General features: G+C 59.6%; 11 protein-coding genes. 9 read left to right on the top strand and 2 right to left on the bottom strand.

Features of this window, described 5'->3' with window-relative positions; genetic code table 11:
* Positions 1-124 precede the first annotated feature (124 nt).
* From zipA to KGB27_RS04545, 7 genes are all read left to right on the top strand, one after another.
* Positions 125-979 (top strand): cell division protein ZipA, encoded by an 855-nt coding sequence (gene zipA, locus KGB27_RS04575; protein WP_008027358.1) that lies wholly within the window; start codon positions 125-127, stop codon positions 977-979.
* Between the two features lie 330 nt (positions 980-1,309).
* The gene (locus KGB27_RS04570) at positions 1,310-2,404 is read left to right on the top strand and encodes an ABC transporter ATP-binding protein (RefSeq protein WP_008032765.1); all 1,095 of its coding nucleotides are present in this window, start codon (positions 1,310-1,312) and stop codon (positions 2,402-2,404) included.
* Entirely contained in the window at positions 2,404-3,501 is a 1,098-nt protein-coding gene (locus KGB27_RS04565; protein ID WP_223436248.1) for an ABC transporter ATP-binding protein, read from the top strand. The genes KGB27_RS04570 and KGB27_RS04565 overlap by 1 nt, the downstream gene beginning before the upstream one ends.
* Complete coding sequence (locus tag KGB27_RS04560) at positions 3,498-4,364, top strand: carbohydrate ABC transporter permease (protein WP_008032762.1); 867 nt, start codon at positions 3,498-3,500, stop codon at positions 4,362-4,364. The genes KGB27_RS04565 and KGB27_RS04560 overlap by 4 nt, the downstream gene beginning before the upstream one ends.
* Positions 4,365-4,372: 8 nt before the next feature.
* Positions 4,373-5,173, top strand: a complete 801-nt coding sequence (locus tag KGB27_RS04555) for a carbohydrate ABC transporter permease (protein ID WP_008032760.1) — start codon at positions 4,373-4,375, stop codon at positions 5,171-5,173.
* Between the two features lie 10 nt (positions 5,174-5,183).
* Positions 5,184-5,456 carry a DUF2160 domain-containing protein gene (locus tag KGB27_RS04550; protein WP_032829048.1) on the top strand — a complete coding sequence of 91 codons (273 nt, stop codon included), beginning with the start codon at positions 5,184-5,186 and terminating at the stop codon, positions 5,454-5,456.
* A 47-nt stretch (positions 5,457-5,503) separates the two neighbouring features.
* A complete protein-coding gene (locus tag KGB27_RS04545; protein ID WP_008043892.1) occupies positions 5,504-7,246 on the top strand; it encodes an extracellular solute-binding protein in 1,743 nt (580 codons plus the stop codon).
* Between the two features lie 330 nt (positions 7,247-7,576).
* Here KGB27_RS04545 and KGB27_RS04540 read toward each other — a convergent pair whose 3' ends face one another.
* Positions 7,577-8,986 carry a heavy metal sensor histidine kinase gene (locus KGB27_RS04540; protein WP_223553317.1) on the bottom strand — a complete coding sequence of 470 codons (1,410 nt, stop codon included), beginning with the start codon at positions 8,984-8,986 and terminating at the stop codon, positions 7,577-7,579.
* The gene (locus KGB27_RS04535; protein ID WP_223436245.1) at positions 8,983-9,657 is read right to left on the bottom strand and encodes a heavy metal response regulator transcription factor; all 675 of its coding nucleotides are present in this window, start codon (positions 9,655-9,657) and stop codon (positions 8,983-8,985) included. The genes KGB27_RS04540 and KGB27_RS04535 overlap by 4 nt, the downstream gene beginning before the upstream one ends.
* Before the next feature lie 402 nt (positions 9,658-10,059).
* Here KGB27_RS04535 and KGB27_RS04530 point away from each other — a divergent pair, with 402 nt between their 5' ends.
* Both KGB27_RS04530 and KGB27_RS04525 read left to right on the top strand, forming a co-directional pair.
* Positions 10,060-11,316 (top strand): TolC family protein, encoded by a 1,257-nt coding sequence (locus tag KGB27_RS04530; RefSeq protein ID WP_223436243.1) that lies wholly within the window; start codon positions 10,060-10,062, stop codon positions 11,314-11,316.
* A 49-nt stretch (positions 11,317-11,365) separates the two neighbouring features.
* The gene (locus KGB27_RS04525; protein ID WP_223436241.1) at positions 11,366-12,559 is read left to right on the top strand and encodes an efflux RND transporter periplasmic adaptor subunit; all 1,194 of its coding nucleotides are present in this window, start codon (positions 11,366-11,368) and stop codon (positions 12,557-12,559) included.
* Positions 12,560-12,573: the final 14 nt, after the last annotated feature.

Genomic DNA, 12,573 nt, shown 5'->3' with positions numbered 1-12,573 from the left:
GTCAATTTTTCGTATACGTGGGCAAAACGCCTGTCAGAACATAGAGTTGGCGCCACGTTTTAAAGCGGTTTACGAGTTGTAAACCCCTTATTTTTCAGCATTTTTTATAGAGGCACGGGATTACATGGAAATCGGTCTGCGCGAGTGGCTGATCGTCATCGGCATTATTGTCATTGCCGGTATTCTTTTCGATGGCTGGCGCCGTATGCGCGGCGGCAAGGGAAAACTGAAGTTCCGTCTTGATCGAAGTCTGTCCAATTTGCCGGACGAGGACACCAGCGCCGAGCTGTTGGGCCCGCCGCGCGTTCTGGATACCCACAAAGAACCGCAGCTGGACGAGCACGATCTGCCGTCGGTGAGCATGCCTGCCCGTGAGCCCCGTGAGTCGGGTTCCAAGCGCGGCAAGCGTGGCCATGGCGAGCCGTCGCAAGGCGACATGAATCTCAGCCTGGACCTGGACGGCGGCCCGAGCTTCAGCAGCCGTGACGACGATTTCCCGGTTGACGCCAAGTCTTCGCCTTCGGTCAGCGACAAAGAACAACCGCAAGCCGAAGAAGTGCTGGTGATCAGCGTGATCTGCCGCGACGCCGCTGGCTTCAAAGGCCCGGCGCTGTTGCAGAACATTCTGGAAAGCGGCTTGCGCTTCGGCGAGATGGACATTTTCCACCGCCACGAAAGCATGGCTGGCAACGGTGAAGTCCTGTTCTCCATGGCCAATGCGGTCAAGCCGGGCGTTTTCGACCTGGACGACATCGACCACTTCAGCACACCGGCCGTGAGCTTCTTCCTTGGCCTGCCAGGCCCGCGTCATCCGAAGCAGGCCTTCGACGTGATGGTGGCTGCGGCGCGCAAACTGTCCCAGGAGCTGAACGGCGAACTGAAAGACGACCAGCGCAGCGTACTGACCGCCCAGACGATCGAGCATTACCGTCAGCGCATCGTCGAATTCGAACGCCGCGCCCTGACCCAGAAGCGCTGATATTGGCAATGTGCGGACGTTTATGACGCGACTCCCGCACTTTGTAGGAGCCAGGCTTGCCGGCGAAGGCGATTTCAAAGACGCCTTCGCCGGCAAGCCTGGCTCCTACAGGGACCGTGAACAGTCCGTAGAGTGTTGTTCACTATTGTTCATTGTCAACGGTTCGATTGTTCAATTGTTCAGCCGTCGTTGTTCATTTCTGTTCAGCAACGAAAGCGGTTTCACCGCTGTTTCAAGGATTTTCAAGCCAGATCAACACGTTGCAATTTCTGGCATGAAACTCGCTCTACTGCTCCGGTCGCTTGACTCCAATAATAAAAAGGCCGAGCCATGTCACTCACTCTGGAGCACGTCAGCCGCACCGTCGAGGGCCAGACCTGGATCGACGATGCGTGCCTGAGTTTCGAACCTGGATCCTTCAACGTTTTGCTTGGCCGCACGCTGTCCGGCAAAACCAGTCTCATGCGCCTGATGGCGGGCCTGGACAAGCCCGACAGCGGCCGCATCCTGATGAACGGCGTCGACGTCACCCAACGCCCGGTGCGCTTGCGTAACGTGTCGATGGTCTATCAGCAGTTCATCAACTACCCGACCATGACGGTGTTCGAGAACATCGCCTCGCCGCTGCGTCAGGCCGGCGTGTCCAACGAACTGATCCAGAGCAAGGTGCTGGAAACCGCGAAGATGCTGCGCATCGAGAAGTTTCTCCAGCGCTATCCGCTGGAGCTCTCGGGCGGTCAGCAACAGCGCACCGCGATGGCCCGGGCGCTGGTCAAGGACGCCGAACTGATCCTGTTCGACGAGCCGCTGGTCAACCTCGACTACAAGTTGCGCGAAGAACTGCGTCAGGAAATGCGCGAGCTGTTCAAGGCGCGGCACACCATCGCCATCTACGCCACCACTGAACCCAACGAAGCGCTGGCGCTCGGTGGCACCACGACCATTCTTCACGAAGGCCGGGTGATCCAGAGCGGCAAGTCCTCCGAGGTCTATCACCAACCGCAATCGGTGCTGGCCGCCGAGCTGTTCTCCGAACCGCCGATCAACCTGATGCCCGGGCGCATCGCCGGCAACGAAGTCAGCTTCGCCAATTTCGTGCACTTCCCGTTGAACGTCGATTTGCGCCCGGTGGGCGAGGGCGAGTTCCGCTTCGGTGTGCGTCCGAGCCACATCTCGCTGGTGCCGAGCAACGACGATGACCTCGAACTGGCAGTGACCGTCGAGGTCGCCGAGATCAGCGGCTCGGAAACCTTCCTCCACGTGCGCAACGAGCATTTCCTGCTGGTGCTGCATTTGCCCGGTGTTCACGAATACGACGTCGATGCGCCGATCCGCATCTACATCCCGACCCATAAACTGTTTGTGTTCGATGCGCAGGGGCGGCTAGTCCAGGCGCCCGGTCGCCGTATATCGAGGGTTGCCTGATGGCCGAAATCCGTTTGCAGAACCTCGCCCACAGTTACACGCGCACACCGAGCGGCCCCGAGGATTACGCGATCCGCGAGATGGATCACATCTGGGAGCAGGGCGGCGCCTATGCCTTGCTCGGCCCGTCGGGCTGCGGCAAATCGACCTTGCTCAACATCATTTCCGGGTTGCTCAGCCCGTCCCAGGGCCATGTCCTGTTCGATGGCAAAGCGGTCAACGACCTGACCCCGGAGAAGCGCAACATCGCTCAGGTTTTCCAGTTTCCGGTGGTCTACGACACCATGACGGTGTTCGATAACCTGGCCTTTCCGCTGCGCAATCAGGGCATGGCCGAAGCGAAAATTCACAGCAAGGTGCAGGAAATTGCCGAGGTCCTAGACCTTCAGGCGTTGCTGAGCAAGAAGGCGCGCAACCTCACCGCTGACGAAAAACAGAAAGTCTCGATGGGGCGCGGGCTGGTGCGCGATGACGTCTCCGCCATCCTCTTCGATGAACCGCTGACGGTGATCGACCCGCACCTGAAGTGGAAGCTGCGGCGCAAACTCAAACAGATCCACGAGCAATTCAACATCACCATGGTCTACGTCACCCACGATCAACTTGAAGCCTCGACCTTCGCCGACAAAATTGCGGTGATGTACGGCGGGCAGATCGTGCAATTCGGCACGCCACGGGAATTGTTCGAACGGCCGAGCCATACCTTTGTCGGTTATTTCATCGGCAGCCCGGGGATGAACCTGATCGACGTGCAGCCGCAACCGGGCGGTGTCGGTTTTGCCTCGACGCATTTGCCGTTGTCCGAGGCGCAACTGCAACGCATCGCCGGGTCCGAATGGAAAACCCTGAAGGTTGGCATCCGACCTGAGTTCGTACACGTGTGGGAGGAACCGTTTGACGACGCGATGCAGGCAAAGGTCGTACACGTCGAAGACCTCGGCACCTACAAGATCATGACCCTGAACCTCGACGGCGTGACGTTGAAAGTGCGGTTGGCGGAAGACAAACCGGTGCCGGAGGGCACGGCGTACATCAGCTTTCCGGCGCAATGGTTGATGGTCTATGCCGATGATTACCTGCTGGAGGTGCTGCCATGAACAAGGTGCAGAACAACAAGGCCTGGTGGCTGGTGCTGCCGGTGTTTTTGCTGGTGGCGTTCAGTGCGGTGATCCCGATGATGACCGTGGTCAACTATTCGGTGCAGGACATCTTCGACCAGTCCAGCCGCTACTTCGTCGGCGCCGACTGGTACAAACAGGTGCTGCTCGACCCACGGCTGCACGACTCGTTGCTGCGTCAGTTCATCTACTCCGGCTGCGTATTGCTGATCGAAATCCCGCTGGGCATCGCCATCGCCCTGACCATGCCGACCAAGGGCCGCTGGTCTTCCCTGGTGCTGATCATCCTGGCGATTCCGCTGCTGATTCCATGGAACGTGGTCGGCACCATCTGGCAGATCTTCGGCCGGGCCGACATCGGCTTGCTCGGTTCGAGCCTCAATGCGATGGGCATCAACTATAACTATGCGGCCAACACCATGGACGCCTGGGTCACGGTGCTGGTGATGGACGTCTGGCACTGGACGTCGCTGGTGGCGCTGTTGTGTTTCTCGGGGTTGCGGGCGATTCCGGACGTGTACTACCAGGCGGCGCGGATCGATCGGGCATCGGCCTGGGCGGTGTTCCGACACATCCAGTTGCCCAAGCTCAAGAGCGTGCTGTTGATCGCAGTGATGCTGCGGTTCATGGACAGTTTCATGATCTACACCGAGCCGTTCGTGCTCACGGGCGGCGGGCCGGGCAATGCCACGACCTTCCTCAGCCAGACCCTGACGCAAATGGCCATCGGCCAATTCGACCTTGGCCCGGCGGCGGCGTTCTCGCTGGTGTACTTCCTGATCATCCTGTTGGTGTCCTGGCTGTTCTACACCGCCATGACTCACTCTGACGCCAACCGCTGAGGCCCACCATGAGCAAGAGAAAGCTGATTCCACTGCTGATCTACATCCTGTTCCTGCTGGTGCCGATCTACTGGCTGCTGAACATGTCCTTCAAGAGCAACACCGAAATCCTCAGCGGCCTGACGCTGTTTCCGCAGGATTTCACCTTTGCCAACTACAAGGTGATCTTCACCGATCCGGCCTGGTACACCGGTTACCTCAACTCGCTGTATTACGTGAGTCTGAACACGCTGATTTCGTTGAGCGTGGCGTTGCCGGCGGCGTACGCGTTCTCGCGGTATCGCTTCCTCGGCGACAAGCACCTGTTCTTCTGGCTGCTGACCAACCGCATGGCCCCACCGGCGGTATTCCTGTTGCCGTTCTTCCAGCTGTATTCGTCGATCGGCCTGTTCGACACCCACATCGCCGTGGCGTTGGCGCATTGCCTGTTCAACGTGCCGTTGGCGGTGTGGATTCTCGAGGGCTTCATGTCCGGCGTTCCGAAGGAAATCGACGAAACCGCCTACATTGATGGCTACAGTTTTCCCAAGTTCTTCGTGAAGATTTTTGTGCCTCTGATTGGCTCGGGGATCGGCGTGACGGCGTTTTTCTGCTTCATGTTTTCCTGGGTTGAGCTGTTGCTGGCGCGGACGCTGACCTCGGTCAACGCCAAGCCGATTGCCGCGGTGATGACCCGAACCGTTTCGGCGTCCGGCATCGACTGGGGCGTGCTGGCGGCGGCGGGGGTGTTGACCATCCTGCCGGGCATGCTGGTGATCTGGTTTGTCCGTAACCACGTGGCCAAGGGCTTTGCCCTCGGCCGAGTATGAGGAACTGATGATGGAATGGATGAGTTGGACTGTCCCCACAGCGGCGTTCTTCACCGTCATTGGCCTGATTTTGGTGGGCATGACGACGTGGGAACTACGTTCGCCGAGCGTTCTTCGGCGTGGTTTTTTGCCGATTGCCACCACCCGTGGCGATCGGCTGTTTATCGGTCTTCTCGGCAGCGCCTACCTGCATTTGCTGGTAATCGGCGTCACCGACTGGAGCATCTGGGTAGCGTTCGCGTTGTCCCTGGTGTGGCTGTTGGCTGTGATGCGTTGGGGCTAGTCGAATCGCTCGGCAATGTTGCTCCGAAACCCTAAAAGGAGGTCTCTATGTTCGACAAAAACAATAAGCTGCGACATAGCATTTCATTGGCAGCCATGCTGGCACTCAGCGGTTTGAGCGCTTCGGCCTGGGCCGATGCCTACGAAGAAGCCGCGAAAAAATGGATCGGCAGCGAGTTCAAACCGTCCACCCTGTCGGCGGATCAGCAGCTCGCGGAACTGAAGTGGTTCATCAAGGCCGCCGAGCCGTTTCGCGGGATGGACATCAAGGTCGTCTCGGAAACCCTGACCACTCACGAATATGAGTCCAAGGTGTTGGCCAAGGCTTTTACCGAGATCACCGGGATCAAGGTGACCCACGATTTGCTGCAGGAAGGCGACGTGGTGGAAAAGCTGCAGACCGTGATGCAGTCGGACAAGAGCATCTATGACGGCTGGGTCAACGACTCGGACCTGATCGGTACGCACTTCCGTTACGGCAAGACCGAATCCATTACCGACCTGATGGCCAATGAAGGTAAAAACTTCACTTCGCCGACCCTGGACCTCAAGGATTTCATCGGCCTTTCCTTCACCACCGCGCCCGACGGCAAGCTCTATCAACTGCCCGACCAACAGTTCGCCAACCTTTACTGGTTCCGCGCCGACTGGTTCGAACGCGCCGACCTTAAAGCCAAGTTCAAGGAAAAGTACGGTTACGAGTTGGGCGTTCCGGTGAACTGGTCGGCCTATGAAGACATCGCCAAATTCTTCAGCGAAGACGTCAAGGAAATCGACGGCAAGCGGGTCTACGGGCACATGGATTACGGCAAGAAAGACCCGTCCCTGGGCTGGCGCTTCACCGATGCCTGGTTCTCCATGGCGGGTGGTGGCGACAAGGGCTTGCCTAACGGTTTGCCGGTGGACGAGTGGGGCATCCGCGTCGAGGACTGCCACCCGGTCGGTTCCAGCGTGACTCGCGGTGGCGACACCAACGGCCCGGCGGCGGTATTTGCCACCACCAAATACGTCGACTGGCTCAAGGCCTACGCACCACCGGAAGCGGCGGGCATGACCTTCTCCGAGTCCGGCCCGGTGCCATCCCAGGGCAACATCGCCCAACAAATCTTCTGGTACACCGCTTTCACCGCCGACATGACCAAACCGGGTCTGCCCGTGGTGAACGCCGATGGCACGCCGAAATGGCGCATGGCACCTTCGCCGCGCGGTCCGTATTGGGAAGAGGGCATGAAGCTGGGTTATCAGGACGTGGGTTCCTGGACGTTCATGAAGTCCACGCCTGAGAAACAGAAACTGGCTGCCTGGCTCTATGCGCAATTCGTGACGTCGAAAACCGTATCGCTGAAGAAAACCATCGTCGGCCTGACACCGATTCGCGAGTCGGACATCAACTCGCAAGCGATGACCGACCTGGCACCGAAACTCGGTGGTCTGGTCGAGTTCTACCGCAGCCCGGCCCGCGTGCAATGGACCCCGACCGGGACCAACGTGCCGGACTATCCGCGTCTGGCGCAACTGTGGTGGAGCCACATCGCCGAAGCCGCCAGCGGCGACAAAACCCCGCAACAGGCGCTCGACGGCCTGGCCAAGGATCAGGACGCGATCATGTCCCGCCTGGAACGCTCAAAGGCCCAAGCCACCTGCGCCCCGAAAATGAACCCCGAGCGCGATGCGCAATACTGGTTCGATCAGCCGGGTGCACCAAAACCGAAACTGGCGAACGAAAAGCCTAAGGGTGAAACCGTGAGCTACAACGAACTGCTGAAATCGTGGGCAGATGCGCGTAAGTAAACGGCGGCACTGAGAAAGGCGAACGGCACCGGAAGGTGCCGTTTTTGTTGGTGCCTGATCCATTGCTATCGCGAGCAGGCTCACTCCCACAATGATCCGCGATGGTCACAGCACGTGTGCCCGACGCAATACCTGTAGGAGTGAGCTTGCTCGCGATAGCTGATTTGCATTCAACACTTCTGTTGCCTGACACACCGCTATCGCGAGCAAGCTCACTCCCACAGGTTTCAGGGGTGCTCACACCTTCTGCGGACGACGGTGATCACTGTGGGAGCCGGGCTTGCCCGCGATGAGGCCGGCCCCGACGACGCAGAGCTCGAGTCTGATGCCTCAGTGCGCCACCACCTCAATCGCTGGAAACCCCAACCGGAACACCGTCACCGCCCCCGGCAAGCTCTTGACCTCCGCTACCCCCTGATGCAGGCACATGATCGAGCGCACAATCGCCAGACCCAGCCCGGTGCTGCCCTGCGAGCGCGAGCGGCTGCTGTCGACGCGATAGAATCGGTCGAACAGATACGGCAAGTGTTGTGCTTCAATCCCCGCGCCGGGATTGCTCACCAGCAGCGAAGCCTGATTTGCGCCTTGCTCAATCAACAACGTCACCGTTTTCCCGCTCGGGCAGTGGCGCAGTGCGTTGGACAGCAAATTCGAAATCGCCCGTTGAATCATCAACCGGTCGCCCAATACCTGCGCGTTCCCCAGCACCGTCAAATGGATCTGCTTGTCCTGTGCCGACAGTGAAAACAAATCCACGACTTTCAGCGCTTCCTCCTCCAGCGCAATCGACTCGAACGGCACCAGTGCCGAAGGGTGGCTGACCTGGGCGAGAAACAGCATGTCCGAGACAATCCGTGCCACACGCTCCAGCTCTTCGGTGCACGACACCAGAACGTCTTTGTATTCCTCGGTCGTACGTTCGCGGGATAACGTCACCTGTGCCTTGCCCATGAGGTTATTGATCGGCGTGCGCAGCTCATGCGCCAGGTCATCGGAGAACTGCGACAACTGCTGCACCCCGGCATCAAGCCGATGCAGCATGAAGTTGATGCCGTGCGCCAGTTCGCTCAGTTCCTGCGGCATATTCACCACCGACAGCCGATGGTCGAGATCCTGGGTCGAGACCATCGCCGCCACTTTGCGAAACTCGCGCATCGGCGCCAGCCCGCGCTGCACCGCGCCCCAGGCACTGAGACCGATGAAGATCAGCAGCAACGGCAAGGCAATCAGCGTCGAGCGCAGGTAAGCGCTGAGCAGCGCCTGATCGTGGGCGTTATCCATCGATAGCAACACCGGCACGCTGCTGCCGTCCTTGAGACGAATCAACTTCGAGGCCGTGAGGAATTTCCTGCCTTCAGCGTCGGTGCTGTTGGAGTAGGTCAACTGATCGTTGGTGTTTCGCACGGCTTTCAATTCAACCCGTGGATCAGTCAGGCCCGAGCCGGATTTAAGCAGTGGCGAGCGCAGGTTTGAGCGGTCATAAATCGTCAGCGTCAGGTTGTCATGACCCATGACCTGATCGAGCAGGATGTGCGGCTTGCCACTGACTTCATTGGCATCGACGTACAGCGACAGGCTGTGCTCGACCTGGGCCATCTTCTTTTCCAGACTGTCCCGGGACAGCGCATTCAGCTCATGGGTCAGGGCGAAGTACGCAAGGATCGCCAGAAACACCACCAACAGTGCGCCGAGAATACTCACCGTCAGACCCAGGCGCATCGACAGGCTGGCCGGCTTCATTCCCGCGCCTCCAGCACATAGCCGACACCGCGCAGGGTGTGGATCAACTTGCTGTCGAACGGGTCGTCGATCTTCGCCCGCAATCGACGGATCGACACTTCGACCACGTTGGTGTCGCAGTCGAAATTCATGTCCCACACCAGCGAAATGATCTGCGTGCGGGTCAGCACATCGCCGGACTGGCGCATCAGCAGATGCAGCAGGGCGAATTCCTTGGTGGTCAGGTCGATGCGCTGCTCGCCACGAAAGGCGCGATGACGGCCGGGATCGAGTTCCAGGTCGGCGACTTTGAGTACCTGCGGTACCGGGATGTTTTCGCTGCGCCGCATCAGCGTGCGCACTCGTGCCAACAACTCCGGGAACTCGAACGGCTTCACCAGATAGTCATCGGCCCCCAGATCCAGGCCGCGAATCTTGTCGGCCAGGCGCCCGCGTGCGGTGAGCATCATCACCCGTGTCGAGTGGGTGCGCCGCAGCTGTTCCAGCACGTCCCAGCCATCCAGTTCCGGCAGGTTGACGTCCAGAATCACCACGTCATACGCCTGCTGTTGCGCCAGATGCAAACCATCGGCACCGGTTGCCGCGTGGTCGACGATATAACCACTTTCCGTCAGGCCCTGATGCAAGTATTCGGCAGTTTTAAGCTCGTCCTCGACGACAAGGATTCGCATGATTTATCACCACTTTTATTTAATGGACATTTAATTAAGGTGGTCGGGAAAGTTGTTGTTTTTGTAAGGGCTTCCGGACTGGATTCAATAACTGAGTGGCGTGCACGGTAAAGGCTGAAGTGGCTACAGGGTCAACGGTTGAGGCCTTTAAATAGGCTGTCCGCGACAGCCTGTCGCAGCAAAAAGCTGAAATCCCCATGACTTTTATTCAGGCAAGTGCTGTTCGGCGGATAACTACCGTGTAGTTGTTTCCATGTATTGCGGTAATGCCACTTGCACTTGGCATCCTAGAGCAAAACAACTTCCGCCAACCGTGGATAACGGATTTGTAATGTTCCAGTCATCTTGTCGATAAGTTCAAAACCCTACCGTGGCGGCATTAATTAAAAAGGAACTCCTCCCTTGCCCGGTTTAATAGAACTGACGGCGCGATCACGCCTGAAAAAGCGCTTTTTAATCGCCAGCAGCATGGCATTGCTGACCAGTGCGGGTCTTGCGCAAGCCTCGACCCTGACCCTCGACCAAGCCTTGCAAACAGCCTTCGCCGGCAACCCGGATCTGGCCGCCGCGCAGTGGGAAATCGGCATCGCCGAGGGTGATCGCAAACAGGCTGGTCTGATGCCTAACCCCGAAGTATCGTGGGAGGCCGAAGACACCCGGCACAACTCACGCACCACCACGGTGATGCTCAGCCAGCCGATAGAACTGGGCGGCAAACGCGGGGCGCGGATCGACGTCGCCAGCCGTGCGCAGGATGCCGCCGGGATCGAGCTGGAGCGCAAGCGCAATGCCTTGCGCGCCGATGTGATTCAGGCGTTCAACAGTGCCCGGACGGCGCAGCAACGCTTGCAGTTGTCCCGCCAGTCAATAGCACTGGCCGAACACGGTTTGCGGGTGGCGAAGGGGCGTATCGACGCCGGCAAATCGTCGCCGGTCGAAGGCACGCGAGCGCAGGTGCAACTTTCCGAAGTGCGCCTTGAACTGAGCCGTGCCCAGCGCGATCAGGCCAACGCCTACCAACAATTGGCGCAGGTCATGGGCGCGCCGCTGCCAACTTCGACCACGGTGCAGACGGCCGCGCAAGACATGCCTGCCGTGCCGCCACCGACGCGCTTGCTTGAACGCCTGAATGAGACCGCCGAGTTGCGTCTGGCCACGTTGCAGATCGACCAGCGCGAGGCATCTTTAGGGCTGGAAAAGTCCCAGCGTATTCCCGATCTCACCGTCAGCATCGGCAGCCAATACAGCGAAACCGAGCGCGAGCGGGTCAACGTGGTCGGGCTATCGATGCCAATCCCGTTGTTCAACCGCAATCAGGGCAACGTGCTGGCGGCAGCGCGACGCAGCGATCAGGCGCGGGATCTGCGCAACGCCACCGAGCTGCGTTTGCGCACGGAAATCCAGACCACTCTGGCGCAGTGGCAGACCGCCAACGGCGAAGTCCAGGCGTTCAATCAGACCATTCTGCCCGCCGCGCAAAGCGCTGTGGATAGCGCCACGCGCGGCTTCGAAACGGGCAAGTTCGGTTTCCTCGACGTGCTCGACGCCCAGCGCACCCTCATCAGCGCCCGCAGCCAGTACATCCAGGCCGTCAGTGAAGCATCGGACGCCCGTGTACGCATCGAACGCATTTTCGGCGACCTCGCCGTCATCCCCTGAAGTTCATCTTTTTGATCACTGCGCGATGGCCTGACGCAGAGGAGTTTCCATGGATAAAAAATTGATAGCGGTCGCTGCGGCGACCCTGGCTTTGGGCATCGGCATCGGTTCGATGTGGACCGGCAACGCGTCCATCGACGCGCACGCCGATGAAGCCTCTGAGCATGCCGATCACGCCGAAGAAGGCGCCGCCGCCGAGGGCGAGCATGCCGAAGAAGGGCACATTGAATTGAGCACCGAGCAGATCGCCGCGGCGGATATTCAATTGGCCGAGGCCCGTGCGCAGCGCATCAGCCTCGGCTTGTCGTTCCCCGGCGAAGTGCGTTTCGATGAGGATCGCACCGCGCACGTGGTGCCTCGAGTACCGGGGGTGGTCGAGTCGGTGCCGGTCAATCTCGGGCAGTCGGTGAAGAAGGGCCAGTTGCTGGCGGTGATCGCCAGTCAGCAGATCTCCGATCAGCGCAGCGAGCAAGCCGCCGCGCAACGGCGCCTGACCTTGGCGCGCACCACCTACGAACGCGAGAAGAAACTGTGGCAGGACAAAATCTCCGCCGAACAGGATTTCCTCCAGGCGCGTCAGGCACTGGAAGAGGCTGAAATCGCCCTGAACAATGCGCGACAGAAAATTAGCGTGCTCAGCGGCAGCATGGTTGCCACTGGCGGCAATCGTTATGAGTTGCGCGCACCGTTCGACGGCGTGGTGGTGGAAAAACACCTGACGCCGGGGGAGGTGGTCGACGAAACCAGCAACGCGTTCACGCTCTCGGATTTGTCCCGGGTGTGGGTGACATTCGGCGTTTCGCCCAAGGACCTGAACAAGGTGCAGGTGGGCAAACCGGTCACCGTCAGCGCGGCGGAACTGAACGCCGAAGTCGCCGGCACAGTGGCTTACGTCGGCAGTTTGCTCGGTGAACAAACGCGCACGGCAACGGTTCGCGTCACCCTGGAAAACCCGCAAGGTTCGTGGCGTCCGGGATTGTTTGTCACTGCGCTGGTCGCCACAGACAGCCGTGAGGCCAGCGTCGCCGTACCGGAAACCGCAATCCAGACCGTCGAGGACAAACCCACGGTATTCGTGCGCACCGACGATGGCTTCAAGGCGCAAGCGGTGGAGCTGGGCAGTCGTGCCTCAGGCCAGGTGGAAATCACACAAGGGCTCGAACCTGGCGTGCAAGTCGCTGCGGCCGGCAGCTTCGTTCTCAAATCGGAATTGGGCAAGGCCTCAGCCGCGCACTCTCATTGATCCCGGAAGGTCCC

The sequence above is a fragment of the Pseudomonas sp. BF-R-01 genome, assembly GCF_019946615.1.
Lineage (GTDB): Bacteria > Pseudomonadota > Gammaproteobacteria > Pseudomonadales > Pseudomonadaceae > Aquipseudomonas > Aquipseudomonas migulae.
The sequence above is the reverse complement of the archived record's forward strand: the minus strand, read 5'-3'. Positions and strand labels throughout refer to the sequence as shown.

What these genes read in the sequence shown, in the direction of transcription:
- KGB27_RS04540 (WP_223553317.1), bottom strand. Translation starts at nt 8,986, where the DNA reads ATGAAGCCGGCCAGCCTGTCGATGCGCCTGGGTCTGACGGTGAGTATT.
- KGB27_RS04550 (WP_032829048.1), top strand. Translation starts at nt 5,184, where the DNA reads ATGGAATGGATGAGTTGGACTGTCCCCACAGCGGCGTTCTTCACCGTC.
- KGB27_RS04555 (WP_008032760.1), top strand. Translation starts at nt 4,373, where the DNA reads ATGAGCAAGAGAAAGCTGATTCCACTGCTGATCTACATCCTGTTCCTG.
- KGB27_RS04570 (WP_008032765.1), top strand. Translation starts at nt 1,310, where the DNA reads ATGTCACTCACTCTGGAGCACGTCAGCCGCACCGTCGAGGGCCAGACC.
- KGB27_RS04560 (WP_008032762.1), top strand. Translation starts at nt 3,498, where the DNA reads ATGAACAAGGTGCAGAACAACAAGGCCTGGTGGCTGGTGCTGCCGGTG.
- KGB27_RS04545 (WP_008043892.1), top strand. Translation starts at nt 5,504, where the DNA reads ATGTTCGACAAAAACAATAAGCTGCGACATAGCATTTCATTGGCAGCC.
- KGB27_RS04525 (WP_223436241.1), top strand. Translation starts at nt 11,366, where the DNA reads ATGGATAAAAAATTGATAGCGGTCGCTGCGGCGACCCTGGCTTTGGGC.
- KGB27_RS04535 (WP_223436245.1), bottom strand. Translation starts at nt 9,657, where the DNA reads ATGCGAATCCTTGTCGTCGAGGACGAGCTTAAAACTGCCGAATACTTG.
- KGB27_RS04565 (WP_223436248.1), top strand. Translation starts at nt 2,404, where the DNA reads ATGGCCGAAATCCGTTTGCAGAACCTCGCCCACAGTTACACGCGCACA.
- zipA (WP_008027358.1), top strand. Translation starts at nt 125, where the DNA reads ATGGAAATCGGTCTGCGCGAGTGGCTGATCGTCATCGGCATTATTGTC.